Source organism: Streptococcus sp. SGI.013, from assembly GCF_050315295.1.
In the GTDB taxonomy this organism is placed as follows: domain Bacteria; phylum Bacillota; class Bacilli; order Lactobacillales; family Streptococcaceae; genus Streptococcus; species Streptococcus porcorum.
Genome location: NZ_JBNPOS010000003.1, coordinates 13,146 through 39,466 on the forward strand (window position 1 = coordinate 13,146; position 26,321 = coordinate 39,466).

Sequence of the window (26,321 nt, forward strand, 5' to 3'; positions counted from 1 at the left end):
AATGTGTTTTTATATCAGATCTGAGGTAGTATCAATGGAAAAATTAGGACAGGTTTTTAAACGTTTAAGAGAGGCACGTCATCTCTCCCTTTTAGAAGCAAGTGGAGGGGATTTTTCCCCTTCAATGCTTTCTAAATTTGAAAGTGGTAAAAATGACTTATCGGCACAAAAGTTATTTATGGCATTGGAGAATAGCCATATTGAAGTAGATGAATACTTCTATTTGGTTAGAGGGTTTTCTGAAAGTCAATTAACAAAGTTACAAAGAAATATTCAAGATTTAGAATTAAATCATGATTACGATGGTTTACAAGCACTTTATACATCAGAGTTGAAAAAGTGGGAGACACATTCAAGCCATAAAATTAATGCTCTTATTATCAAAGCACATATGAAGGTTTTAGATGATACTACCCAACTTTCTAAAATAGAAGAAGATTTTCTATATGATTATCTCTTTAATACAGATATTTGGGGAAACTATGAATTGACTCTTTTTTCAATTAGTTCTACCCTAATTTCGTCAGAATTGTTTGTCCGATATACTAGAGAAATGTTACACAAAACAGATTTTTTAGGATTGTTAAATAAAAATAGGCATATGGTACAAACTCTTTTGATGAATGGCTTCTTGTTGTGTGTTGAGGTGGAAGATTTTGTGAATGCTACTTACTTTGATAAGTATATTCAAGAGCATTTTTTTAAAGAAAATGAAACTTATTATCGTATTATTTATCTTTGGGCAAAAGGTCTCTTAAAATATAAATTAGGTAGACAATCCGAAGGAATAGAGCAGATGAAGCAGGCGATATCTATTCTTGAGATACTTAATTGCCATCATGCTGTCCAATACTATCAAGCAGCAATGGAAAAAGAAATATTAAAAAACGGGGATTGAATATATTCAATCCTTTGATTTTTGAAAAGCTAAAGGAAAAGATGGGCAGATGGATAAAGAAACTATTTTAAAAAAAATAATAAGGAATATATTCAAGTTTTTTTTAGTTTTTAAAAAAGAATAATATAATATATCCATAAGTTTGAGATAAGGAAGTGGTTATTATGACTTGACGTAATATGTATAATTAATCAGTTTACAATAGACAAATTAATTCAATATCTCTTTAGTCCTTCTGCAACTGTTAAGGGAGCCAAAGAAATATTGGAGAAAATATATGTTAAAACAAATTATAGTGATAATCAATTTTTTAATAGACGTCTGTATAATTTGAGAAAACAAGAAGATTCTACTATTTTCTCGACACTTTGTATTTCCGTTAGCGAGTATATGTATAAAAATAATAAAGATTTTCAAAAATATTTAAACTATTCTGATAACTCTTATTGTTTAAGATACTTTATTGACTTAGAAAAAAATTTTGGATTATCTGGTTTAGCAGGTACATTGATTATTTTAAATGAATTATCATGTGATAGAGAGATTATCTCATACGGTATTGAAAAATTGCTAGATAATGTTATTGATACTCCAAATGGTAAAATGATTAAAATAAACAAGGATACTGCTTCACCATATTTAAGTACAGGCTCTGCAGGAATGATAAAAGCTCTTTTAAATATTGATGCTCAGAAATATAAAAAAATTATTTGTGAGCTATCTAGAGGGATAATGACATATTTTTCCCAATATCCAGATTATTGGAATGGTATGTTAGGAATTTCCGATACATTACTTGATGTCTATTTATTGACGAATGATAGAACATATATTGAATTTGCAACTAGCTTATTAATCACTTCAAGTTATTATTTAGAATTTGATAGACTTCCTAGAGAAGAATTTATGTATGTTTTTAATCGTTTTGATAATTTGTTATTTAAAAAAGGAGCTGGTCAGTATGAATTTGATGTTTAAAAATAGAATATACCGATTTTTAACATTATCACGTTTATTAAATTCTATGGGGTCATCATTATATAATATTGTTTTTGTGATCTATGCTGCCCATATGTTTCATTCTAAAATTATGATAAGTTTAGCTAATATCACAATGGTTGTACCAATAATTTTTACAGTTTTTGTTGGTATCAAAGCTGATAATACTCAAAATAAAAATAGGTACATAGTGACAACAGGTATGATACAGGCTTTATTATTCACCCTTATTTCAGTAGTTATCAATAAAGGAACACTATTTGTTTTTTCAATTGTTAGTCTATTTAATATTATCAGTGACGTTCTTAGTGATTATGCAAATGGTTTACGAATGCCTATTCTTCAAAAACATGTTGAACAAAAAGATTTAATTGAAGCCTATTCTTTTAATCAGTTTATCTCTTATTTTTGTCAGCTTTTTGGACAAGTTTTAGGAATTTGGCTTCTAACGGTATCACAAAATAATTTTGCTTATCTTGCTTTTATCAATGCGATATCATTTTTTTTATCGGCCTGTATGCTGATTCCTGTAAAGCAGGAATTGACCTATACAAAGGTGGTACAAGCTCAACAGTCAAAATCTTTTTTACAAGAATTATCTGATATATTTACGAATATTAAAATGATATTTAATCAATCAAATCAATCGAGCTTCATTCACTTGTTGATAGCTATTTTTCTATTGAATAGCATCGGAGGGGCAATTACAGCTATTTATAATATTTTTCTTTTGAATCAAAAGCTATTAAATTTATCTTACGGTCAGGCTTTGTTAGTAGTAGAGGGAGTTTTAGTCTTTGGTATCTTAGTAGGGAGTTTAACTCCCCATGATTATTTTTCCAAATTATCAATTGATTACTTGTTAAAAATAGCAGCAGCTATCTTTGTCTTGGTTGGAGTATCAAATTTAGTACATTTTCCTCTTATTGTAGGTGTCAGTTTACTATCAGTTGCAACCTACCTTTCTGGAAAAATTAACCCCAAGATAAATGCGCTTTTACTAACTCATCTTCCTTCAAATGTTTTAGCACGTACAAGTAGTTTTCTATCACTGCTATTCACCTTATCTGTTCCAATTGGGACAGTGTTATTTAGTATGGTAGCATCTTGGAATATACAGTTGACATGGCTAATTTTTATGGTCATGGGGCTAGCAATATTATTGCTTTCTACAAAACAGAATAGTTAGGAGTAGCTATAAAAATGACAAATTCTATTCATGAGTAAACACTCAGTATGAATTGATATTAAAGTCCGACTTTGTCGGATTTTTTTGATGATGTGACATTTGTCAATTTCTTTATGATAAATGTTAGGGGATAGAAGTGACAAACAACAATTTGAAATCGGTTACAATTGTATTACAATGAAGACAAATAAAGGAGAAATGCTTATGAAGTATCTATTATTGATTAGTCATGGCGGGCTAGCTGAAGGCCTACGGACCTCTCTTGCCATGTTTGCAGGAGATCAGATGGATCAGGTGTTGGCGATTGGTCTAAAGGAGGGCGAGGGAGTTGATGCTTTTGGTGAGCGTGTTCAATCGCTTTTAGCAGAACTGCCTGATGAGGCAGAGTTCGTGGTACTTGCGGACATTGTTGGTGGAAGCCCGTTGACAACCGCTCTAGAGGTTCTGGCTGAAAGAGGGAAACTTGAGACGGCAACGGTCCTAGGTGGGATGAATCTAACCATGGCCCTAACCACAGTGGTCATGAAAGATCTGCTAGAGGGCTCAGCTTTAGTCCAAGCTGTACTAGCTGAGAGCGCCACAGCCTTACAAGAGTTTAGTTTAGCTAGCGATGTAGATGCAGACGATGATGATATTTAAGTAGGAGGAAGACACATGACAGTATCATTTGTACGTATTGATGACCGTATGATTCATGGACAAACCGTAACACGTTGGGCAAAAGAGTATCCTTGTGATGGTTTGATTGCCGTGAATGATGCCGCGGCAGGTAATAAGGTTTTGACCCAAGCTTATAAGGGAGCTTCAGATAAAAAGACATTTGTTTGGACCAAGGAAGCTTTTGGACAAAAATCACAGAAAGTTTTAGATTCAGATACACGTTATTTTGTGATTACAAAAAATCCTATTGATATGAAAGAGCTTTTGGTGGATCAAGGATTTGTACCAGGTGATGTTAAAGAAATCATTGTAGGACCAGCTAATGATCGCCCAGGTGCCGTAAAATTAGGAAATAACCAGTCTATCACTCAAGAGGAAGCAGAAGCTATTGAGGCTATTGAAAAAGCAGGTTATCGTGTGAAATTCCAGCTCCTTCCAGATGTTTCTATTGGTTATTGGTCTGATTTCAAAGCAAAATTTGGTTTCTAAGATGTTTAGAATCATAGAGATACCTGTAAAAAAATTCCATTGAAAATATTACTCTTTCCTTGTGTCTGCTGACACTGCGTCAGATTCCTATTTTCTTACGGATTTTAAAACGGGCTTAGTATCTTGTAATTGAACTTTTACTACGAAGCTTGACAAAAATGCTAACTTTCCTTGAGTGCTGGGCACTCGGTGTCAAGTTCCTATTTTTGTTTAGCTTCGTTTAATGCAAAAGTATCTTGGTATAGTCGAACTCGCCCTAAAATCCTTGTGAAAATGATGCTCTTTCCTTGTGTCTGCTGACACTGCGTCAGATCCCTATTTTCTTACGGATTTTAAAAGGGGCTTAGTATCTTGTAATTGAACTTTTACTACGAAGCTTGACAAAAATGCTAACTTTCCTTGAGTGCTGGGCACTCGGTGTCAAGTTCCTATTTTTGTTTAGCTTCGTTTAACGCAAAAGTATCTTGGTATAAAGGGAGGTTTGTTATGACTATTTCTTGGTTACAGGCGGCAATTTTAGGGTTGTTTGCGAGTTTGTCTTCTATGCCTGGTATGGGAGGCTCAAGTATTGGGAACTATACCTTGGGTCGTCCTTTGGTAGGTGGTTTAATTTGTGGTTTGGTCTTAGGAGATCTTAAGACAGGGATCATTTGTGGGGTTGCCATGCAGTTGGTTTACATCGCCTTGGTAACACCAGGGGGGACTGTTTCAGCTGATGTCCGTGCGGTATCTTATATCGGTATTCCTCTAGCCATGGTGGCTATTCATTCACAAGGGCTTTCAGCAGACTCTGCTGATGCTGCTAACTTGGCTAAATCTATGGGAACCTTGGTTGGTACAGTGGGGACTGTTCTCTTTTATGGGACAGCTACAATGAACCTTTTGTGGCAACATATTGGTTGGAAGGCTGTTGAAGAGGGTAACTTTAAGAAACTCTATAAAGTTGACTGGGTTTATCCTTGGATTTCTCATGTGTTGTTCTCATTTATTCCAACCTTAATCATGTGTAAATTGGGGGCAGATGCGGTAACAGCTCTTAAAGAAGCTCTTCCGATGGATGGTATCCCAATGAAAACACTCTTTACTGTTGGTTCACTACTACCATGTGTAGGGATTGCCATTTTGCTAAAACAAATTGTTGAAAAAGCAGTTGACTTTATCCCATTCTTTGTAGGTTTTACCCTTGCAGCATCCCTTGGACTCAACTTGGTGTCAAGTGCGGTCATTTCACTTATTTTTGCAGTGATTTTCTATGAAATTGCAAGTGTGCGTAATATGAAAGCAGCTGCGCCAGCAGGTGTTGATTTTGAAGATGATGACGAGGAGGATATCTAAGATGGCTCAAAAGAAAATTTCTCAAAAAACTTTAACAAAATCATTCCACCACTGGTATTATGGACATCTGACTTGTTTTTCACAAGAGCATATGCAAACCTTTGGTTACTTGACTTCTATGCTTCCAATTGTGGAAGAGCTTTATGATAAAAAAGAAGATCAAGCAGAAGCCATTAAAACCTATACTGCCTTCTTTAATACTGAGCCACAACTAGGTTCACTGGTCGTGGGGATTACTGCAGGTCTTGAAGAAGCGCGTGCCAATGGAGCAGATGGTGTCAATGATGAAACCATTAACGGTCTTCGTGCTGGCTTGATGGGGCCTGTTGCAGGTATCGGTGACTCTCTTATCGTTGGGACCTTGATTCCTATTATCTTAGGAATTGCACTAGGTTTATCTAATGGTGGTTCTCCAGTAGGTGCGATTTTCTATATTATTGTTTGGAACCTTTTAGCTTACTTTGGGATGAAGTTTGCTTACTTTAAAGGTTACGAATTAGGAGATAAAGCAGTTGAGTTTCTTGTTGGTGCTCAAGGGCAAGCTATCCGCAAATCTGTTTCTATCGTTGGAGGTATGGTTATTGGTGCCGTTGCTGCAACATGGGTACCTGTAAAAACAGCTTTCCAATTGAAAAATGCTAAAGGAGAAGCCTTCCTTGTTCTTCAAGATCAACTTGATGGGGTTTACCCAGGTCTCTTAACAGCTCTCTTTATCTTCCTTTGCTGGTGGTTAATGGCTAAGAAAAATCTATCACCAATTAAAGTGATGTTGCTTCTAGTTCTCATTGCTTTTGTTGGGGTTATTACAGGCTTCTTTAACCCAGGTTTGTCTTACTAAGAAAAGGTGAAATGATGCGTCAACAAGAATTAATCCAAGGTTATGAACAAGAAATCAAATACCAACAACATATGTTAGATAATCTAGGGAGATGGTTAACCCTTCTCTTTAGTCTAACCAGTTTAGGTATTGTCCTTGCATACTCCTTTCATTCTAACTATATTATCTTGTCAATCTTTGGATGGATTTTGGCAATCCTGTCAGGGCTAGCTATGCTAGTCTTTGGATACGGCATCTATAAGGGAAGATTAAACCTTCAAAAATTGGTAGCAGATTTTGAGCAACAGCGACAACAGCTACACTAAAGATAGGGTAGGAAAGGCTAAAGATTTAGCTAATTTCCTATCCTATTTTTGTAATGTTTTTTTCTTGACTATTTTTGACCAAGTGATACAATAAGAAAGGTAAAGGTTAGCACTCTTTAACAATGAGTGCTAAAACGAATGGAGGATACAGATGTTAAAACCTTTAGGAGACCGTTTAGTGGTCAAATTTGTAGAAGAAAAAGAAGAAACTGTCGGTGGCTTTGTCCTTGCGGGTGCTAGTCAAGAAAAGACTAAAAAAGCTCAAGTACTAGCCGTAGGTGAAGGGATTCGTACTTTGACAGGGGAGTTGATTGCCCCCAGTGTTGCTGTCGGTCAAACTGTTTTAGTGGATAGCCTAGCTGGTATTGAAGTCAAAGAAGACGGTGAAAAACTAAGCATTATCCGAGAAGCAGATGTATTAGCAATTGTAGAGTAAGAGGAGAGAAATATAATGGCAAAAGAGATTAAATTTTCAGCAGATGCCCGCGAAAGTATGGTACGTGGAGTTGATATTTTAGCAGATACGGTCAAAGTAACCTTAGGTCCTAAGGGACGTAATGTCGTTCTTGAAAAAGCTTTTGGTTCACCTCTTATCACAAATGATGGTGTGACTATCGCTAAAGAAATCGAACTGGAAGATCATTTTGAAAATATGGGAGCTAAATTAGTTTCTGAAGTAGCTTCAAAAACCAATGATATCGCAGGAGATGGGACGACAACAGCAACGATTTTGACACAAGCTATTGTGCGTGAAGGTTTGAAAAACGTCACAGCTGGTGCTAATCCAATTGGTATCCGCCGTGGGATCGAAGCAGCCGTTGCCGTTGCCGTTGATGAGCTAAAAGCGCAAGCACAACAGGTTGAAACTAAGGAAGCCATTGCTCAAGTTGGAGCAGTTTCTTCTCGTAGTCAAAAGGTTGGAGATTACATATCAGAAGCGATGGACCGTGTTGGTAAAGAGGGTGTGATCACTATCGAAGAGTCTCGTGGTATGGAGACAGAGCTTGAAGTGGTAGAGGGGATGCAGTTTGATCGAGGTTATCTATCACAATATATGGTGACAGACAACGAAAAAATGGTAGCTGACCTTGAAAATCCATTTATTTTAATTACAGATAAGAAAATCTCTAATATTCAAGACATTCTTCCTCTTTTAGAAGAAATTCTAAAAACAAACCGTCCGCTTTTGATTATTGCAGATGATGTAGATGGAGAAGCTCTTCCAACTCTTGTTTTAAACAAAATTCGTGGTACGTTTAACGTTGTGGCAGTGAAAGCTCCTGGTTTTGGTGATCGTCGAAAAGCTATGCTTGAGGATATTGCCATCCTAACAGGCGGGACAGTGATTACAGAAGATTTGGGTCTGGATCTTAAAGATGCGACCATGCAGGTTCTTGGACAAGCTGCGCGTGTAACGGTTGATAAGGACTCGACAGTCATTGTTGAAGGAGCAGGTGAAGCAACAGCGATTGCTAACCGTGTTGGTATCATCAAATCACAAATTGAGACAACAACATCAGAATTTGACCGCGAAAAATTGCAAGAACGTTTAGCTAAGTTAGCAGGAGGCGTAGCGGTTATCAAAGTTGGTGCTGCCACAGAGACAGAGTTGAAAGAAATGAAACTCCGTATTGAAGATGCTTTAAACGCTACTCGTGCTGCTGTTGAAGAGGGAATTGTCGCTGGTGGAGGAACTGCCCTTGTCAATGTCATTGATAAAGTGGCAAGCCTTGAGTTAGACGGAGATGAAGCGACAGGTCGTAACATTGTTAAACGTGCTCTTGAGGAGCCTGTTCGTCAAATTGCTTACAATGCAGGATATGAAGGTTCCGTTGTTATTGATAAGTTGAAAAACAGCCCAGCTGGCACAGGCTTTAACGCTGCAGACGGTGAGTGGGTGAATATGATTGAAGCAGGTATTATCGATCCTGTCAAAGTGACACGCTCCGCTCTTCAAAATGCAGCCTCTGTTGCTAGCCTTATCTTAACAACCGAAGCCGTAGTTGCTAACAAACCAGAACCAGCCGCACCAGCCCCAGCTATGGATCCAAACATGATGGGTGGCATGATGTAACCAAGATACTTTTGCGTTAAACAAAGCCCAACAAAATAGGGACTTGATACCGAGTGCTTAGCACTCAAGGAAAGTTATCATTTTTGTCAATCTTTGTCGCAAAAGTTCAATTACACCAAGATACTAATCCCGTAAAAATCCGTATGAAAATAGGGCTCAACCGCCGTGTCACATGACACAAGAGTGAGCATCATTTTCACAAGGATTTTAGGGCGAGTTCAATTAAAGCTACTAAATCTTTTTTAGATTCTTTAAGCTTATTTTAAGTTCTTATGGCTATACTATAGTCATCCTAAAACTTTTCTTTTTCATAAATCTCCTAACTTCCCTTACATTTGTGAGGGAAGTTTTTTTGTCATTTAGCGGTAAGTAAAAAAAGATCAGGCAGGAGCTGAAAGCCCTACCTGATCAGGAGATTTATGAAAAAGAAAAGTTTATTAGGATGTTTATAGTATAGGTTGCCGAGCTTAAAGGACACTTAACATAACCTTTCACAAAACTTAAAGCTCATCTTGTCACAAAAACAGCCCCTCGGAATGAGGAGCTGTAGGAGATTTATGAAAAAGAAAAGTTTTAGGATGTTTATAGTATAAGTTGCTTAGCTTAAGCTAGGCTTAACGTAACCTTTCATAAAACTTAAATGAAAAATAAGCTGTTAGGCTCTATTTAAGGTTGTTGAGGTGGCTTTCAAAACTTTCTGATGAGGCATTAACGGTGATGTCTTTTAAGGTTAAGGGGTGAGTGAAACTAAGCCTGTGAGCGTGTAGGAGGAGTCGAGGAGCTTTTTCATTGCTGTAAAGAGGGTCTCCTAAAATTGCATGACCATGATGAGAAAGGTGGACACGAATTTGATGTGTGCGCCCTGTTTTAAGGCGACAATTAACGAGGCTATGGCGAGGAAGTACTTTTTTAACAGTAACCAAAGTGGTGGCTTTCTGTCCATGATGAGCGTCCACACGTCGTTTGCGACGATCATGTCGGTCTCTTCCAATCATGTCAGTGTAAGTTAACTCCTTTTTTGGGAAATGGCCTTTTGCAATAGCCCAATATTGACGTGATATTTTTCGATCTTCAAGAAGACGATTTAGAATAGGAAGAATAAAAGGATTTTTAGCAAATAAAATTGCACCGCTAGTCTCCATATCTAGTCTGTGGACGACATAGCAGGTCTGCCCAACATAGGCAGAGACATGATTTAAGAGGGCAATTTCTGTGGGGTCATTACCATGGGTCTTCATCCCTTCAGCCTTGTTGACGATGATAAGGTGTTCGTCCTCATAAAGACAGTCCACTAAGGAAGGATTGCCCAAAGGAATCGTCTTTAGAGGATAATCGTCTTGATCAAAGGTAAGCTGTAAGAGGTCACCAGCTTTGATAGGGCTCTGCCAGTTAATAGTCTGCCCGTTGACAAGGACATGCTTTTTAGTTCTTAAAAAATGACGAATCTTACGAGGAATTAGAAAATACTCTTCTAAGAGGGTTTTAACAGTGGTTTCAGGCATTTTTTTAGGAATTTCAATCTCGATTAACATGCTAATATTATAGCATTTTTGACAAAATTGGTATAATGAGGATATGAGTATGAAAGATAAATGGAAAAAATGGCCTTTTGGCCGAAAGAAAACAATTGAAGATAAACAAGATTTAGAAGATACTATTTCGTTTCAATTTGACGATGATGACGTTAAAGAAGAGTTAGATCAGGAGGCGGCTCACTATCATCGTAGTCGTCAAAAGGAAGAAAAAGTACCTGACAAGAAACGTCATCCTATCTTGGTCTTTTTATCCAAGTTGCGTCTTCCTAAGAATCATTGGTTTCGTCGTTTTTGGCGTCGCTTTCACCTAACAAAGATCTTATTGATTATGATTGGGGTCTTTGTTTTGTTAACAGGAACCTACCTCTTTTATCTGGCTAAAACAGCTAATGTCTCTGACTTGCAAGCTGCATTAAAGGCAACGACCGTTATTTATGACAAAAATGAAGCTGAGGCTGGTAGTCTGAGTGGGCAAAAAGGGACCTATGTTGAGCTAGATGCTATTTCTGATGATTTGGAAAAAGCAGTGATTGATACAGAAGACCGCACGTTTTACGAAAATAATGGAATCAATATCAAACGTTATTTGTTGGCGATTTTAACGCTGGGGCGTTCAGGTGGTGGCTCAACCATTACGCAGCAGTTAGCTAAAAATGCTTACTTGAGTCAAGATCAGACGATTAAGCGTAAGGCGCGTGAGTTTTTCTTGGCGCTGGAGTTGACCAAAAAGTATAGTAAGGATGAGATTTTGACCATGTATCTCAATAATGCTTACTTTGGAAATGGTGTCTGGGGTGTTGAGGATGCGAGTCAAAAATACTTTGGCGTCTCCGCTAGTCAATTAACCGTTGATGAAGCGGCTACTTTGGCTGGAATGTTGAAAGGTCCTGAGATTTATAATCCGCTTTATTCGATAGAAAATGCGACTAATCGTCGTGATACGATTTTGCAAGTTATGGTAGATGCAGGAACATTGACTCAAGAACAAGCTGATCAGTATAAGGCTGTAGATATGGCAAGCGTTCTGAATGACACCTATGCAGGTAAGGTTGATGATTACAAGTACCCGTCTTATTTTGATGCAGTAATTAATGAAGCGATTTCAAAATATGGTCTGACGGAAAAAGATATTGTCAATAATGGGTATAAAATTTATACTGAACTGGATCAAAATTATCAGGCTGGTATGCAGTTGACGTTTGATAACGATGATTTATTTCCTGTATCAGAGTATGATGGCACAACAGCTCAAGCTGCCAGTGTTGCCTTAGATCCTAAAACAGGGGCAGTTCGTGGTTTAGTGGGTCGGGTTAATAGCACAGAGGATCCTACCTTTAGAAGTTTTAACTATGCTACGCAATCCAAACGTAGCCCAGCCTCGACCATTAAACCTCTGGTGGTTTACACACCTGCTATTGCATCTGGTTGGTCCATGAATAAAGAGCTACCTAATATGCTGACCAACTTTAATGGTTATCAGCCACATAACTATGGTGGTTTTGAGTCTGAGAGCGTTCCGATGTATCAAGCTTTAGCGAATTCCTATAATATTCCTGCTGTTTATACGATTGATAAGCTTGGAATTGATAAGGCGTTTAGTTATGGCAAACGTTTTGGCTTGAATATGGATTCTGCTAATCAAGAGCTGGGAGTTGCTCTGGGTGGTAGCGTGACGACTAACCCACTTGAGATGGCACAAGCCTATGCCACTTTTGCTAATGGCGGGGTGATGAACACAGCTCACCTCATTACTCGTATCGAAACAGCTAATGGTAAGGTTTTAAAAACCTTTGAAAACAAGGCTAAAAGGGTTATCAGTCAATCAGTAGCAGATAAAATGACCAGCATGATGTTAGGAACATTTTCAAATGGAACGGGAGTGAACGCTAATGTCTATGGTTATACGCTAGCTGGAAAGACAGGAACGGCTGAAGCAGAGTTTAATGCAGATGTTTCAAGTGATCAGTGGGTGATCGGTTATACGCCTGATGTTGTCATCAGTCAGTGGGTTGGTTTTGATAAGACCGATGAGAATCACTATTTATCAGACTCAAGTGCTGGAACAGCTTCTTACATCTTTAGTACCCAAGCAAGCTATATCCTTCCTTATACTGACGGCAACACTTTCTCAGTTGAAAATGCTTATACAGCTAATGGTATCGCCCTTGATTACGGTGGTAGCGAGGAAGTTACCAACACGGAGTCTAAGTCTATCTTAGATAGCTTACGAGAATCTGCCCAGTCGGCCTCACAACAAGTGACCGATGCTGTCGAAAATGCTAATATCGGTCAAAAAGCCCAAGAGTTATGGGATAATGTTGTTAACTATTTCAGATAGCTTGTCAGTCTTATAAAAAAATGATAAAATAAAGGTTACGGAGGCGTTATGGCACAGAAAAAAGCAAGTTTAGCGTGTACGGATTGTGGGTCTCGTAACTATTCTATTTCAGTAAGTAGCAACCCTAAACCAACACGTCTAGAAGTTAAGAAGTTTTGTAAATATTGCAAACAGTACACCCTACATAAAGAAACAAGATAGGAGAGAGAAAGTGAAGTTTATCGCTGGGATCTTCAAAGTATTGAAGGACACAACTTGGCCAACGCGTAAGCAAGTTTGGCGCGACTATATCGCAATTCTTGAATACACTGCCTTTTTTACAGTGATTATCTTTATCTTCGATAAATTGTTGACATTAGGTCTGATCGAATTGATAAATATTTTCTAAAATAGCACACTTTCAAGGCTTTTGTGGTATAATACAGGTAAGAAATCAAGAAAGTCGTTTTAACGGCTTTTTTATAATGAAAGGAAACAGTAGATGTTAGATAGTTTTGATAAAGGTTGGTTTGTTTTACAAACTTATTCAGGTTATGAAAACAAGGTTAAGGAAAATCTTTTACAGCGTGCGCAAACTTATAATATGTTAGATAATATTTTGCGCGTGGAGATTCCAACCCAGACTGTGAATATTGAAAAAAATGGGAAAACAAAAGAAGTAGAAGAAAATCGTTTCCCAGGTTATGTTTTGGTTGAGATGGTGATGACAGATGAAGCTTGGTTTGTGGTTCGTAATACTCCAAACGTTACAGGATTTGTCGGCTCACACGGTAACCGTTCTAAACCAACTCCACTTCTTGAAGAAGAGATCCGTGCGATCTTATTGTCAATGGGACAAACTGTAGATGTCTTTGATACCAACATCAAAGAGGGGGATGTAGTTCAAATCATTGATGGTGCCTTTATGGGACAAGAAGGGCGTGTTGTTGAAATTGAAAACAATAAAGTTAAGATTATGATCAATATGTTTGGTTCAGAGACGGCTGCAGAAGTTGAACTTTACCAAATTGCAGAGCTATAAAAATAAAAAATCTTGAAATCCCGCTTGAGTGGAGTTCAAGATTTTTTTATTACTAGGTAAAAAGAGGTCCTATCTTGGTGTAAAAAGTGAATCAAAAACGTTTTGAAAACTGGAGAATTGGGTTCTAATATGAACTGATACACTGTTATAAAATTTATGCTTGATAAAGAAGTGAGTAGATGACAAAATGGATGGTAATCAACCGTTTTGACATTTGCTTAGTATAAAGAGTTTAAGGGAATAGTCGGAGAATTTGTTGATAACAAATATTTTTGGATGCTCAAAAGACAAACGCTAGCCTCCTATCTTAATTTTAGCTAGTTCAATATGAAGCTATCTTGAGATGCAGTGGTGATTTAGCAGATAATCTTTAGGGGTGGGACACTCTGTAAAGTATAATAAGGATATGATCAGACTAAAGGGGCTCGATCATTATTTTGTCAGTATTACATATTATAATATATAATAATATGTAATAGTTTTTAGTAGAGATTTTTTAATTAGAGTATTAAGAAAAAATAAATCAAAAATAATGATCAAAATGGAAAATAACAATTTTTTTGATTTTATCAAGATAAGATAACCTTTTACTGGGTGTCTTTTATGTTATGCTAAAAAGTAAATGTTAAGGAGATTGACCGCACAATATGAAAAAATTTTTTTCAAGATGTGATTACGCCGAATCGTCACGTAAAAACCGCGTTAAGATGCACAAATCTGGTAAGCACTGGGTTCGTACGGTAATATCACAGATTGATCTTGTTCGTCTGATTAAATGTAGCTCATCTTTGCATGAAGTTAAGGTTGGGCGTTTAGAAAAAGACTTAAGGGATTACTCTATTCCGGCTACTCTACTACGTGGTCTTACTTCGGTAGGTGCTCTAGCTGGTGGTATTATGGTAACTGAGGATACTTTTGCAGAAGAAACTGCTATTGCGTCAGAAACTAGTGCCAATACTTTAGCGACAACTGATACGGTAGATTTGTCCGATACAACAGTATCCTCAATGGGGACAGTCTCAATGGCAATAGATACAACGACAACAGAAGTAGCTATCACGACAAGAGATTCTGCATCAGATTCGATAAGTCTGGCTGTTTTTACCCCAGAGTCAACCAATCATTCATCATCTGATCTATTTTTGCACTCTTTAACTGATTCAACCTCAATGTCGTTTTCAAAAAGTCAGACAGAATCTGGATCTTTAGTTAATAGGGAATCAAATTCGGAGTCAGATAGTGTAGTGCATTCTCAGTCTATGTCAGATTCCATTTTAATGTTATCTCACTCAGAGCTTGTAGCTGATCAGCCGTATTCTTCTGCTAGTGAGTCTACATCAGAATCCACAGTAGTAAATATTCAACCAGATGCTGCATTAAAGATTAAATCTGAAATGGATTATACTAAATTTAATTTGGCTTATTCAGCTCTGCAAGTGGCGCTTCACCAAAGTAGCCCAGAAAATATTGATACTTCATCAACCAGTTTTCAACGTTATCTAGATGCAAAGCAAGCGGCAGAAAAAGCAATGTTACTGGCTAATCAAATATTAGTTGGAGAAGTAGAGAGTCAAAATCAACTGGATTTGTTAGGGTTACAGATTGCGCAGTCTGCAAATAACCTAACTGGCCGTTTGACTCAGCTTAATCGTCGTTCAGCTTCGATAGGAACAAATTTGAGATCAACTGCATCAACGATTCTTGTTTTCTCAGAATCTGACTCTGCATCAAAATATAGAGATAAACAAATTTCACTAGTAGAAGGTCGGTTAGACACTAGCACAAATCTTATTGAATGGAAAGTTGTTTATCAACCTATTCAGAAACTTTCAGAAGCTTACGCGGGTTTATATATTGCGGCTGTTACTGAGATGGGACCGCCACTAAATCTTCAAGTAAATGGTATCCCATTACGAATAGATAATAGTTTTAATAATAGTGAGACACTTGGTACGAACTTGAGTACGACGGATTATACTGGTAGATTTTATGGACATAATTATAGTTTAGGTGAAGAGAAAGTATCTCTTTTAGAACCAATTACTTATACATTTTCAACTAAGGTAGGATCTAGTTTGGCTAATATAGCATTATATGTCCAAGCTGCCTTACATCCTACTAATCCTATTGTTCATGCTACTTATAATGAAGCTCAAGGTAGAACAAATTTAAGTGGAATGTTAATTGGCTATAAAGCTTCATTTGTGGCAGATAGCATGAATAGTTTTTTACAATCAACCTCCGAGTCCATTCAAAATTCACTTAGTGTAAGACAGTCAGCGAGCCAAAGTCAATCTTTGTCTATTTCTGCATCAGGGTCAACTTCCCAGGCATACTCACAATCTGTTAGAAACTCAATTTCGGAATCTGTGTCAGGTTCATTATCGACGTCTGAGTTTGTTTCCAGCTCGTTGTCTATTAGTGATTCCGTTTTGAGGTCCGAATCGTTATCTATCTCTGAGTCTACGTCTGCTTCAGAGTTAACATCCGTCTCAGAATCCCTTTCAGAGTCTATATCTGATTTAGTCTCAGACTCCGTGTCAGAGTCCCTTTCAGAATCAGTTAGCGCCTCCGTCTCCAAGTCAGTATCTGTATCAGAATCAATTTCTGATTCAGTCTCCGAATCAACTTCAAACTCCGTCTCAGTTTCTGAGTCAGTATCTGAATCTGTCTTCGAGTCAGTCTCAGAATCAATTTCAGAGTCAATCTCAGCCTCCGTCTCAGAGTCCGTTTCCGAGTCCGTTTCAGGATCAGTAAGCGCCTCCGTCTCAGAATCAATCTCCGAGTCCATTTCTGAATCAACTTCTGAATCCATCTCAGAATCCGTCAGCGAATCAGTTTCTGAGTCCGTCAGTGAGTCCGTCTCAGAATCCATTTCCGTGTCCGTCAGCGAATCCATCTCTGAGTCCATCTCTGAGTCCATCTCAGAATCAGTTAGCGAATCACTTTCTGAATCAGTAAGCGCCTCCGTCTCAGAGTCCGTCTCAGAGTCCATCTCTGAGTCAGTAAGCGAGTCAGTATCAGAATCCGTCTCCGAGTCAATTTCAGAATCAATCTCAGAATCCGTCTCTGAGTCAATCTCTGAGTCAGTCTCAGAATCAGTTTCAGAGTCAATCTCTGAGTCAGTATCAGAGTCAATTTCAGAATCTGTCTCCGAGTCCGTCTCAGAATCCGTCTCAGAATCAGTTTCCGAATCCGTCTCAGAGTCAATTTCCGAATCCGTCTCAGAATCAGTAAGCGCCTCCGTTTCAGATTCAGTATCAGAATCGGTTTCCGAGTCAGTTTCCGAGTCAATCTCAGAATCCGTCAGCGAATCCGTTTCTGAATCAGTTTCCGAATCAGTTAGCGCCTCCGTCTCAGAATCCGTATCAGAGTCAGTAAGTGAGTCAGTCTCAGAATCTGTATCCGAGTCAGCCTCAGAATCCATTTCAGAATCAGTATCCGAGTCAGTAAGTGAGTCAGTCTCAGAATCCGTGTCTGAGTCAATTTCCGAATCCGTTTCCGAGTCAGATTCTGAGTCCATCTCCGAGTCCCTTTCAGACTCCGTTTCAGAGTCAGTCTCTGAGTCCCTTTCAGACTCCGTTTCCGAGTCAGTCTCTGAATCAATTTCAAAATCAATCTCAGAGTCAGTCAGTGAGTCAGTATCTGAATCAATCTCAGAATCAGTCTCCGAGTCGCTCTCTGAGTCAGTCAGCGCCTCAGTATCAGAATCCCTTTCAGGATCAATATCCGAATTGATTTCCGAGTCAGTCTCAGAATCAGTTAGCGCCTCCGTCTCCGAGTCAGTCAGCGTTTCCGAGTCAGTCTCAGAATCTGTATCTGATTCCCTTTCCGAATCCGTCAGCGAGTCAGTCTCAGAATCAATCTCAGAGTCCGTTAGCGAATCAGTCTCTGAGTCTATTTCAGAATCAGTATCTGAGTCAGTCTCAGAATCCGTTTCTGAATCACTCTCAGAATCCGTTTCAGAATCAGTATCAGTCTCTGAGTCAGTCAGCGAATCTGTTTCAGAGTCTATCTCCGAGTCCGTCTCCGAGTCAGTTTCTGAGTCCATCTCAGAATCCGTCAGTGAATCAGTTTCCGAATCAGTTAGCGCCTCCGTCTCAGAATCCCTTTCAGAATTCGTGTCTGAGTCAGTATCAGACTCCGTCTCAGAATCCCTTTCAGAATCTGTGTCAGAGTCTATTTCAGACTCAATTTCAGAATCAGTCAGCGAATCTGTTTCAGAGTCAATCAGTGAGTCGGTCTCAGAATCAGTTAGCGCCTCCGTCTCTGAGTCCATTTCCGAATCCGTCAGCGAGTCCGTCTCAGAATCAATTTCAGCTTCCGTTTCCGATTCTATCTCCGATTCAGTTTCAGAATCTGTGTCTGAATCCATTTCCGAATCCGTCTCAGAGTCAGTATCAGAATCGGTTTCCGAGTCCCTTTCAGAGTCAGTCATCGCCTCCGTCTCCGAGTCTCTTTCCGAATCAGTTAGCGCCTCTGTCTCCGAATCCATCTCCGCCTCCGTTTCAGAGTCAGATTCTGAATCCATCTCCGATTCCCTTTCCGCCTCCGTCTCAGAATCCCTTTCAGAATCTGTGTCAGAGTCCGTCAGTGATTCTCTTTCTGATTCAGTCTCCGATTCAGTTTCAGAATCCGTCTCAGAATCTGTATCTGATTCCCTTTCCGAATCCGTCAGCGCCTCCGTTTCCGATTCTATCTCCGATTCAGTTTCAGGATCAATATCCGAGTCAGTCTCTGAGTCAGTAAGTGAGTCCGTCTCAGAATCAGTATCAGAGTCAATTTCAGACTCCGTCTCCGAGTCCGTTTCTGAGTTAGTATCTGAATCCGTCTCCGATTCAGTCTCAGAATCAATCTCAGCCTCCGTCTCAGATTCAGTCAGCGAATCTGTTTCAGAGTCCGTCAGTGATTCCCTTTCTGATTCAGTTTCAGAATCCGTCTCTGAATCAGTAAGTGAGTCCGTCTCAGAATCCGTCTCAGAGTCAATTTCAGACTCCGTGTCTGAGTCAATTTCCGAATCAGTGAGCGAGTCAGTTTCTGAATCACTCTCAGAATCAATTTCAGCCTCCGTCTCCGAGTCCGTCAGCGCCTCAGTCTCAGAATCCGTATCTGAATCCATCTCCGATTCCGTTTCCGCCTCCGTTTCAGAGTCAGATTCTGAATCCATCTCCGATTCCCTTTCCGCCTCCGTCTCCGAGTCCGTCTCAGAATCAATCTCAGAATCTGTTTCCGAGTCAATTTCAGAATCCGTCTCAGAATCAATCAGCGAATCCTTGTCCGAGTCAGTCTCAGAATCCGTTTCAGAATCCCTTTCCGAGTCAGTGAGCGAGTCAGTTTCTGAATCACTCTCAGAATCAATTTCAGCCTCCGTTTCTGAATCAGTCTCCGAGTCAATTTCAGAATCCATCTCTGAGTCAGTATCAGAATCCATATTAGAATCGGTTTCCGAGTCGATATCAGAATCAGTTAGCGCCTCCGTTTCCGATTCTATCTCTGATTCAATTTCAGGATCAATATCCGAGTCAGTGTCAGAATCTATTTCCGAATCAGTTAGCGCCTCAGTCTCTGAGTCCATCTCAGAATCAATTTCAGCCTCCGTCTCCGAGTCGATCTCTGATTCAGTCAGCGCCTCAGTCTCAGAATCCCTTTCAGGATCAATATCCGAATTGATTTCAGAGTCCGTATCAGACTCAGTTAGCGAATCAGTATCTGAGTCTATCTCAGAATCCGTCTCAGAATCAATTTCCGCCTCCGTCTCCGATTCAGTCAGCGCTTCAGTCTCAGAATCCCTTTCAGGATCTGTGTCAGAGTCCGTCAGTGATTCCCTTTCTGATTCAGTTTCAGAATCCATCTCAGAATCTGTTTCAGAGTCAATTTCAGAATCCGTCTCAGAATCAATCAGCGAATCCTTGTCAGAGTCAGTCTTAGAATCCGTTTCTGAATCAGTCAGTGAGTCCGTTTCAGAATCAGTTTCAGGATCAATATCCGAGTCCGTCAGCGCTTCCGTTTCAGAATCCATTTCTGAATCAGTCTCCGAGTCCGTCAGCGCCTCCGTTTCCGAGTTAATCTCAGAATCAGTATTTGAGTCAGTCTCAGAATCCATCTCTGAATCAGTTAGCGCCTCCGTCTCTGAGTTAGTCTCAGAATCCCTTTCAGAATCAGTATCTGACTCCGTCTCAGTTTCAGTCTCCGATTCAGTCTCTGATTCCCTTTCAGAATCTGTTTCAGAGTCCGTATTAGAATCAGTATCAGCCTCCGTCTCAGAGTCAATCTCTGAGTCCACATCAGAGTTAATTTCAGCCTCAGTCTCAAAATCCGTATCTGAGTCAGTCTCCGAGTCCGTTTCAGAGTCAGTCTCCGAGTCAGTATCAGAAAAAGCTAAACGTCGTCTGCCAAATACTGGTACAGAAGAAAATAACACAGGTCTTTTGTCAGGACTAGGCTTGCTCTTTGGTGCAGGATTACTTGCGAAGAGACGTCGCAGACGTGATGAAAAATGATGTGATCCCCTCTTGTGAGAGGAGTTAGGTTACTAAATCTTTAGAGCTAGTATCATTAAATCTCTAAGCTTTCGACATCGTTTGATACCCCAATTGTTAGGTTTACCGCCTAATGATTGGGGTCTTTTTTAAGGAGTAAAAACTACCCATCTTGCTTGTGAGTGAGGAAGAAGCGATTGATTGGTAACGTCATGTTGTTCAGAGTGTTTTCGAGTTTTAAGTCTGTCAGCCTAGTTTTCTATCTTTTTTCTTTCCCTATTTCGTGATATAATAGTGAGGATAATTTATTGACATGGAGAAAACACATGAGCTTCTACAATCACAAGGAAATTGAGCCCAAATGGCAGGAATTTTGGGCAAAAAATCATACTTTTAAGACGGGAACAGATGCGGACAAGCCAAACTTTTATGCCCTAGATATGTTCCCTTATCCGTCTGGTGCAGGCTTGCACGTTGGTCACCCTGAGGGCTATACTGCGACAGACATTCTCAGCCGTTACAAGCGTGCCCAAGGCTACAATGTCCTTCATCCGATGGGTTGGGATGCCTTTGGTTTGCCAGCAGAGCAATACGCAATGGACACGGGAAATGACCCAGCTGACTTTACAGCAGAAAATATTGCCAACTTCAAGCGTCAGATTAACGCCCTTGGCTTTTCTTACGACTGGGACCGCGAGGTCAATACGACTGACCCTAACTACTACAAGTGGACCCAGTGGATTTTCACCAAGTTGTATGAAAAAGGCCTAGCCTACGAGGCAGAAGTGCCTGTAAACTGGGTGGAGGAATTGGGAACAGCTATCGCCAATGAAGAGGTCCTTCCTGACGGAACGTCTGAACGTGGTGGCTACCCTGTTGTTCGCAAACCAATGCGTCAATGGATGTTGAAAATCACTGCCTATGCAGAGCGGTTGCTCAATGATTTGGAAGAAGTTGATTGGCCAGAGTCAATCAAGGACATGCAGCGCAACTGGATTGGCAAGTCAATTGGTGCCAATGTGACCTTCAAGATTAAGGACACAGACAAGGACTTCACTGTCTTTACCACTCGTCCTGACACCCTTTTCGGTGCGACTTACGCTGTTCTTGCTCCTGAGCACGACTTGGTTGATAGCATTACATCGCCTGAGCAGGCAGAAGCTGTGGCAGAATACAAACGCCAAGCCTCTCTCAAATCAGACCTAGCCCGTACAGACCTAGCCAAAGACAAGACAGGTGTTTGGACTGGTGCCTATGCCATTAACCCTGTCAACGGCAAAGAGATTCCAATCTGGATTGCGGATTATGTGTTGGCAAGTTACGGAACAGGTGCTATCATGGCGGTTCCTGCCCATGACGAGCGTGACTGGGAATTTGCCAAGCAGTTTGGTTTGGACATCATTCCAGTTCTGGAAGGTGGCAATGTAGAAGAAGCTCCTTACACAGAAGATGGTGCCCATATCAATTCTGACTTCCTAGATGGTCTTAACAAGGAAGAAGCTATTGCCAAAATGGTGGCTTGGTTGGAAGAAAATGGTGTCGGTCAGGAGAAAATTTCTTACCGCCTCCGTGACTGGCTCTTCAGCCGTCAGCGTTATTGGGGTGAACCAATTCCAATCATTCACTGGGAAGACGGTACTTCCACAGCAGTCCCAGAAAATGAGTTACCTCTGGTATTGCCAAAAACCTCAGACATCAAGCCGTCAGGTACAGGTGAGTCACCACTTGCTAACTTGACAGACTGGTTAGAAGTGACACGTGAAGATGGCGTCAAAGGTCGCCGTGAGACCAACACCATGCCGCAATGGGCAGGTTCTAGCTGGTACTACCTCCGCTATATCGACCCACACAACGATGAGAAATTGGCAGACGAGGAGCTTCTCAAAGCATGGTTGCCAGTGGATATCTACATCGGTGGTGCCGAACATGCGGTCCTTCACTTACTTTATGCTCGTTTCTGGCATAAGTTCCTTTACGACCTTGGCGTTGTGCCAACCAAAGAGCCTTTCCAAAAACTCTTTAACCAAGGGATGATTTTGGGAACTAGCTATCGCGACAGCCGTGGGGCGCTTGTAGCGACAGATAAGGTTGAAAAACGTGATGGTTCCTTCTTCCACATCGAAACTGGTGAGGAGTTGGAGCAGGCACCTGCTAAGATGTCTAAGTCCCTTAAAAACGTGGTTAACCCAGACGATGTAGTCGAGCAGTTTGGTGCGGATACCCTCCGTGTTTACGAGATGTTCATGGGCCCACTTGATGCATCAATCGCTTGGTCAGAAGAAGGCCTCGAGGGCAGCCGTAAGTTCCTTGACCGTGTTTACCGTCTCTTGACGACTAAAGAGATTGTGGCGGAAAATAGCGGAGCTTTGGACAAGGTTTACAATGAAACAGTTAAAGCTGTCACTGAGCAGATTGAGAGCTTGAAATTCAACACGGCTATCGCTCAGCTCATGGTCTTTGTCAATGCCGCCAACAAAGAAGACAAGCTCTATGTTGACTATGCCAAAGGCTTTGTCCAATTGATTGCCCCATTTGCGCCACACTTGGCAGAAGAGTTATGGCAAGGTTTGACTCAGTCAGCTGAGTCAATCTCATATGTCGCATGGCCAACATGGGATGAGGCTAAGTTAGTTGAAAACGAGATTGAAATCGTTGCTCAAATCAACGGTAAAGTCCGTGCTAAGCTAGTCGTGGCAAAAGACACGCTACGTGAAGATTTGGAGAAAGTAGCCCTTTCTGATGCGAAAATTCAAGAAGAAATAGCAGGCAAGACCATTGTCAAAGTCATTGCAGTACCAAATAAACTGGTTAATATTGTAGTGAAATAAAGAAAAGACTGGACAAAAATTTTGTCCAGTCTTCAGATTGAAGAAAAAGTCCATTTTGGACAATTTTCTTCAATCTTTTTTTCTTTATGTTGAAAATAAAAAGCTCTCAGAAACATTGGAATATCAAGAATTCTGAGAGTTTGATAACTTGTCATCTTTCGCAAACATCTCCAATTTTTATATTTTCAAGAAAAAATTAGTATATCTGCTCTCTCAAAATTTACTCTTAGAATATTAAGCTCTATCTCGTACTTGAGTAGGCGTTAACTGAAAAAATTGTTTGAAGGCTTTGGAAAAATACAAAGGGTCGGAAAAGCCAACGGATAAAGCTACAGTTTTTACAGGGACAGATGTGGTTTCTAATAATTGTTTAGCTCTTTCCATGCGAACATGATGGAGAAATTCTTTTGGAGATGAGGAGTTGAAATGTTTAAAAACAGTTGTGAGGTAGGAGCGATTAACGTTTAGTTCATCAGCAATCCCTTGAATGCTGAGGTCAGCTATAGTATAGTGAGTTTCGATGATACGTTTAGAGCGATGATAGAGTTCTTGAGTAGGACTCTCTTGCTTAAGTTTTGTTGTAGGATTCAACAAGGCCAGAAGATGTAGGAGTTCGTAAAGTTGTCCTAAGAGATGCAAGTGATTGTCAGACTTTAATCCATGGGTCTGAGAAATACTTTGGATAATTAATTTTCCGATAGTTCTAGTATCTAAATTTTGGATAATACCAGTCTCATATAATTGAGAAAGTCGGAAGTAGTCTTCTGCTTTGGTGCCACTAATCCCAATCCAATAATAAGACCAGGGTTGTTTTGCATCTGCTTGATAAAAAGTGGATTCGTTGGGTTTTAATAAAAAGAGATCTCCCTTTTTAAGGTGATAAATCTGATTATCATAGTGAAAACTTCCTTTTCCTTTACTGATATAGTGTAAAACAAACTGCTCCCTAACAGCTGGTCCAAAACTATAGTTTTTTGGACAGTCCTCATAGCCATAAAAGTCAACAGCTAGATCAATTGTTCCGGTTTGGTATTCTGAAAACATAAGTGCAAAGAACCTCCTTACCTAACATTTTACCATATATAGTTAACAATATTCTATTTTTGTTATCGCTTTCATGTTGTAAAATGAGAGAAGAAATAAAGGAGAAGAAATATGGGAATTCGTAAAGAAGAGAATTTATACTATATTGAAGCTAAACAATTCAGTATGATTTTAGAAAATCGAGAAGGTTACCTATTGTTAAAGCATATTGGGAAAAAAATTGGAAGTTATCATTTTTCCAATAGTATTTATGAACGCGATCATGCTTTTTCAGGAAATCCAGATCCCAATATCCGTACTTTTAGTTTAGATACACAACGTCAGGTGATTGGCTTACATGGGCTAGGAGATTTTAGAAAGCCCTCACTGGTTGTCGAGTGTGGCAATCATTCGGTAACAGAGTTTAAGTTAGTGGCTGATCGGATTATTTCAGGTAGTTTAGAGGTTGAGGGACTTCCTAGTCCTTATGTCACAGATAAGGCAGAAACGTTAGAGTTAGTATTGGAAGATGTAGTGACCAAGCTTCGTCTTTACCTTTATTATACAGCTTATGAAGACTATGATACGATCACTAGCTTTAATCGTTTAGAAAATGTAGGGTCAGATCAGGTAGTCATTCATCGTCAACTTAGCACTATGCTAGACTTACCTAAATCAAACTATGAGTTGCTAACGTTTCAAGGCGCTTATGCACGGGAAAAAACAGTCCGTCGTCAAAAAGTTAGTCAAGGGATTTTTTCGATTGCATCTAATCGTGGTGCCTCAGGTCACGCTCAAACTCCTGCATTAATTTTGTGTCAAGAGGGGAGCCAAGAAGATAGTGGAGAGGCTCTAGCTTTACAATTGATGTATAGTGGAAATTTTCAAGCTTTTATTCAGGAGAATCAGCTTGGAGAAGTCCGTTTAGGTATTGGTATTAATGATGATAATTTTTCTTGGGAACTTCAGCCACAGTCTAGTTTTTCAAGTCCGCTTGCTCTAATCACTTATTCTAATCAGGGGTTAACACAGCTAAGTCAGGAGAGTCAGGTCTTTGTTAGAGACGAAATCATGTCTCCGGTCTATGCACATCAGGAACGACCTGTTTTAATTAATAACTGGGAAGCTACGTATTTTGATTTTACAAAAGACAAGCTTCTCGAGTTAGCTGATGATGCAGCACAATTAGGAATAGAGTTATTCGTTTTAGATGATGGCTGGTTTGGGAATCGTTTTGATGATAATCGCTCACTTGGAGATTGGGTTGTTAATGAAGAAAAATTAGGCGGAACTTTGGCTAATCTCATTGATGAGGTGCATGCGAAAGGGTTAAAATTTGGTCTGTGGGTAGAACCAGAAATGATATCTGAAAATAGTGATCTTTACCGCCAGCATCCTGACTGGTGTATACAAGTACCTAATCGTTCTCATACCTATTCTCGAAATCAACTTGTACTTAATTTAGCTAATAAAGAGGTTGTAGCCTATTTAAAGACAACATTTGATACACTTTTAGCAAACCATGATATTGATTACATCAAGTGGGATATGAACCGAAATATTACTAATATTGGGAATGGTTCCTATTATTTAGAAACTCAGATGCAATCTCATCGTTATATGTTAGGGCTATATGAGTTGGTGAGTTATTTGACTGAAAGTTATCCTCATGTTTTATTTGAGAGTTGCGCTGGCGGAGGTGGACGAAATGACTTAGGAATGATGCGCTACTTCCCTCAGGTTTGGGCGAGTGATAATACTGATGCGATTGCTCGACTTCCTATCCAATATGGCTCTAGCTATCTTTATCCGACAATCTCTATGGGAGCCCATGTGTCAGCCAGTCCAAATCACCAAATGGGAAGAACTACACCTCTAGATACAAGAGGACATGTTGCTATGATGGGAAATCTTGGGTATGAGTTGGATTTGACGAGCCTATCTCAATCAGAAAAAGAATTAATCAAAGCGCAGGTGAGTCATTATAAACAACTTCGTCCGATTGTTCAATTTGGACAACACTATCGTCTTATCAATCCAGACGAAGTAAGTAATGAGGTAGCTGTACAATTTAATTATCAAGATAACGTTCTTGTGACTTATGTGCGCATTCAATCCCAGATTGAGACAATGGAAACAACTCTAAAATTAAAAGATTTAGAGGAAGGTAGACTTTATCAATTGGTTGGAAGTGGACAAGTTTACTCAGGAGCAGAGTTGATGTATGCAGGACTGACAATGTCTCTTGTGCAAGGGGATTATATCAGTCAACAATTACATTTTCAAGCGCTATAAAGAAAGGATTCCAGT

General features: G+C 39.6%; 19 protein-coding genes and 1 pseudogene. 17 read left to right on the forward strand and 3 right to left on the reverse strand.

Translation table 11 applies throughout. The features are described 5' to 3' along the window. Nucleotides 1-34: 34 nt before the first annotated feature. The 10 genes from ACQRDX_RS01165 (at nucleotide 35) to groL (ending at nucleotide 8,787) form a co-directional block, all read left to right on the forward strand. Nucleotides 35-898, forward strand: coding sequence for an Rgg/GadR/MutR family transcriptional regulator (locus ACQRDX_RS01165; RefSeq protein ID WP_427895013.1), 864 nt, complete (start codon nucleotides 35-37; stop codon nucleotides 896-898). 264 nt (nucleotides 899-1,162) lie between these two features. After that, entirely contained in the window at nucleotides 1,163-1,876 is a 714-nt protein-coding gene (locus ACQRDX_RS01170; RefSeq protein WP_427895015.1) for a hypothetical protein, read from the forward strand. Then, on the forward strand, nucleotides 1,860-3,086 hold the full coding sequence (locus ACQRDX_RS01175; protein WP_427895017.1) for a transporter: 1,227 nt from the start codon (nucleotides 1,860-1,862) through the stop codon (nucleotides 3,084-3,086). The genes ACQRDX_RS01170 and ACQRDX_RS01175 overlap by 17 nt, the downstream gene beginning before the upstream one ends. Nucleotides 3,087-3,290: 204 nt before the next feature. Then, a complete protein-coding gene (locus ACQRDX_RS01180; RefSeq protein WP_427895019.1) occupies nucleotides 3,291-3,725 on the forward strand; it encodes a PTS sugar transporter subunit IIA in 435 nt (144 codons plus the stop codon). Between the two features lie 15 nt (nucleotides 3,726-3,740). Beyond that, entirely contained in the window at nucleotides 3,741-4,235 is a 495-nt protein-coding gene (locus ACQRDX_RS01185; protein ID WP_427895021.1) for a PTS system mannose/fructose/N-acetylgalactosamine-transporter subunit IIB, read from the forward strand. Nucleotides 4,236-4,721: 486 nt separating this feature from the next. Beyond that, nucleotides 4,722-5,570: a PTS mannose/fructose/sorbose/N-acetylgalactosamine transporter subunit IIC gene (locus ACQRDX_RS01190; protein ID WP_427895023.1), complete on the forward strand. Its 849-nt coding sequence runs from the start codon at nucleotides 4,722-4,724 to the stop codon at nucleotides 5,568-5,570. A 1-nt stretch (nucleotide 5,571) separates the two neighbouring features. Continuing rightward, on the forward strand, nucleotides 5,572-6,408 hold the full coding sequence (locus ACQRDX_RS01195; protein WP_354369860.1) for a PTS system mannose/fructose/sorbose family transporter subunit IID: 837 nt from the start codon (nucleotides 5,572-5,574) through the stop codon (nucleotides 6,406-6,408). A 14-nt stretch (nucleotides 6,409-6,422) separates the two neighbouring features. Continuing rightward, the gene (locus ACQRDX_RS01200) at nucleotides 6,423-6,713 is read left to right on the forward strand and encodes a DUF202 domain-containing protein (RefSeq protein ID WP_354369859.1); all 291 of its coding nucleotides are present in this window, start codon (nucleotides 6,423-6,425) and stop codon (nucleotides 6,711-6,713) included. Between the two features lie 151 nt (nucleotides 6,714-6,864). Continuing rightward, a complete protein-coding gene (groES, locus tag ACQRDX_RS01205; RefSeq protein ID WP_354369858.1) occupies nucleotides 6,865-7,149 on the forward strand; it encodes a co-chaperone GroES in 285 nt (94 codons plus the stop codon). Between the two features lie 15 nt (nucleotides 7,150-7,164). Next, entirely contained in the window at nucleotides 7,165-8,787 is a 1,623-nt protein-coding gene (gene groL / locus ACQRDX_RS01210) for a chaperonin GroEL (RefSeq protein ID WP_427895026.1), read from the forward strand. A gap of 662 nt (nucleotides 8,788-9,449) precedes the next feature. On the opposite strand, the gene ACQRDX_RS01215 is transcribed toward groL, so the two are convergent. Beyond that, nucleotides 9,450-10,319 (reverse strand): RluA family pseudouridine synthase, encoded by an 870-nt coding sequence (locus ACQRDX_RS01215; RefSeq protein ID WP_427895028.1) that lies wholly within the window; start codon nucleotides 10,317-10,319, stop codon nucleotides 9,450-9,452. A gap of 43 nt (nucleotides 10,320-10,362) precedes the next feature. Here ACQRDX_RS01215 and pbp2a point away from each other — a divergent pair, with 43 nt between their 5' ends. From pbp2a to nusG, 4 genes are all read left to right on the forward strand, one after another. Continuing rightward, a complete protein-coding gene (gene pbp2a, locus ACQRDX_RS01220) occupies nucleotides 10,363-12,660 on the forward strand; it encodes a penicillin-binding protein PBP2A (protein ID WP_427895030.1) in 2,298 nt (765 codons plus the stop codon). Between the two features lie 48 nt (nucleotides 12,661-12,708). Continuing rightward, complete coding sequence (gene rpmG / locus ACQRDX_RS01225; RefSeq protein WP_354367488.1) at nucleotides 12,709-12,861, forward strand: 50S ribosomal protein L33; 153 nt, start codon at nucleotides 12,709-12,711, stop codon at nucleotides 12,859-12,861. A gap of 10 nt (nucleotides 12,862-12,871) precedes the next feature. After that, the gene (secE, locus tag ACQRDX_RS01230; RefSeq protein ID WP_354367490.1) at nucleotides 12,872-13,048 is read left to right on the forward strand and encodes a preprotein translocase subunit SecE; all 177 of its coding nucleotides are present in this window, start codon (nucleotides 12,872-12,874) and stop codon (nucleotides 13,046-13,048) included. Between the two features lie 93 nt (nucleotides 13,049-13,141). Further along, on the forward strand, nucleotides 13,142-13,681 hold the full coding sequence (gene nusG / locus ACQRDX_RS01235; protein ID WP_427895033.1) for a transcription termination/antitermination protein NusG: 540 nt from the start codon (nucleotides 13,142-13,144) through the stop codon (nucleotides 13,679-13,681). A 2,290-nt stretch (nucleotides 13,682-15,971) separates the two neighbouring features. Here the strand turns inward: nusG and ACQRDX_RS01240 are convergent. Further along, nucleotides 15,972-20,102 carry a hypothetical protein gene (locus ACQRDX_RS01240; RefSeq protein ID WP_427895035.1) on the reverse strand — a complete coding sequence of 1,377 codons (4,131 nt, stop codon included), beginning with the start codon at nucleotides 20,100-20,102 and terminating at the stop codon, nucleotides 15,972-15,974. A gap of 7 nt (nucleotides 20,103-20,109) precedes the next feature. On the opposite strand from ACQRDX_RS01240, the pseudogene ACQRDX_RS01245 reads away from it, so the two are divergent. Together ACQRDX_RS01245 and leuS are read left to right on the forward strand one after the other, a co-directional pair. Then, nucleotides 20,110-20,181: pseudogene (locus ACQRDX_RS01245) on the forward strand (hypothetical protein); the annotation flags it as partial. Between the two features lie 305 nt (nucleotides 20,182-20,486). Continuing rightward, nucleotides 20,487-22,988 (forward strand): leucine--tRNA ligase, encoded by a 2,502-nt coding sequence (gene leuS / locus ACQRDX_RS01250; RefSeq protein WP_427895037.1) that lies wholly within the window; start codon nucleotides 20,487-20,489, stop codon nucleotides 22,986-22,988. 234 nt (nucleotides 22,989-23,222) lie between these two features. On the opposite strand, the gene ACQRDX_RS01255 is transcribed toward leuS, so the two are convergent. After that, on the reverse strand, nucleotides 23,223-24,032 hold the full coding sequence (locus ACQRDX_RS01255) for an AraC family transcriptional regulator (protein ID WP_354367500.1): 810 nt from the start codon (nucleotides 24,030-24,032) through the stop codon (nucleotides 23,223-23,225). A gap of 111 nt (nucleotides 24,033-24,143) precedes the next feature. Here ACQRDX_RS01255 and ACQRDX_RS01260 point away from each other — a divergent pair, with 111 nt between their 5' ends. Next, entirely contained in the window at nucleotides 24,144-26,306 is a 2,163-nt protein-coding gene (locus tag ACQRDX_RS01260) for an alpha-galactosidase (protein WP_427895039.1), read from the forward strand. Nucleotides 26,307-26,321: the final 15 nt, after the last annotated feature.

What these genes read in the sequence shown, in the direction of transcription:
- ACQRDX_RS01260 (WP_427895039.1), top strand. Translation starts at nt 24,144, where the DNA reads ATGGGAATTCGTAAAGAAGAGAATTTATACTATATTGAAGCTAAACAA.
- groL (WP_427895026.1), top strand. Translation starts at nt 7,165, where the DNA reads ATGGCAAAAGAGATTAAATTTTCAGCAGATGCCCGCGAAAGTATGGTA.
- ACQRDX_RS01190 (WP_427895023.1), top strand. Translation starts at nt 4,722, where the DNA reads ATGACTATTTCTTGGTTACAGGCGGCAATTTTAGGGTTGTTTGCGAGT.
- rpmG (WP_354367488.1), top strand. Translation starts at nt 12,709, where the DNA reads ATGGCACAGAAAAAAGCAAGTTTAGCGTGTACGGATTGTGGGTCTCGT.
- ACQRDX_RS01255 (WP_354367500.1), bottom strand. Translation starts at nt 24,032, where the DNA reads ATGTTTTCAGAATACCAAACCGGAACAATTGATCTAGCTGTTGACTTT.
- ACQRDX_RS01200 (WP_354369859.1), top strand. Translation starts at nt 6,423, where the DNA reads ATGCGTCAACAAGAATTAATCCAAGGTTATGAACAAGAAATCAAATAC.
- ACQRDX_RS01165 (WP_427895013.1), top strand. Translation starts at nt 35, where the DNA reads ATGGAAAAATTAGGACAGGTTTTTAAACGTTTAAGAGAGGCACGTCAT.
- groES (WP_354369858.1), top strand. Translation starts at nt 6,865, where the DNA reads ATGTTAAAACCTTTAGGAGACCGTTTAGTGGTCAAATTTGTAGAAGAA.
- ACQRDX_RS01175 (WP_427895017.1), top strand. Translation starts at nt 1,860, where the DNA reads ATGAATTTGATGTTTAAAAATAGAATATACCGATTTTTAACATTATCA.
- pbp2a (WP_427895030.1), top strand. Translation starts at nt 10,363, where the DNA reads ATGAGTATGAAAGATAAATGGAAAAAATGGCCTTTTGGCCGAAAGAAA.
- ACQRDX_RS01180 (WP_427895019.1), top strand. Translation starts at nt 3,291, where the DNA reads ATGAAGTATCTATTATTGATTAGTCATGGCGGGCTAGCTGAAGGCCTA.
- ACQRDX_RS01195 (WP_354369860.1), top strand. Translation starts at nt 5,572, where the DNA reads ATGGCTCAAAAGAAAATTTCTCAAAAAACTTTAACAAAATCATTCCAC.
- leuS (WP_427895037.1), top strand. Translation starts at nt 20,487, where the DNA reads ATGAGCTTCTACAATCACAAGGAAATTGAGCCCAAATGGCAGGAATTT.
- nusG (WP_427895033.1), top strand. Translation starts at nt 13,142, where the DNA reads ATGTTAGATAGTTTTGATAAAGGTTGGTTTGTTTTACAAACTTATTCA.
- ACQRDX_RS01215 (WP_427895028.1), bottom strand. Translation starts at nt 10,319, where the DNA reads ATGTTAATCGAGATTGAAATTCCTAAAAAAATGCCTGAAACCACTGTT.
- ACQRDX_RS01185 (WP_427895021.1), top strand. Translation starts at nt 3,741, where the DNA reads ATGACAGTATCATTTGTACGTATTGATGACCGTATGATTCATGGACAA.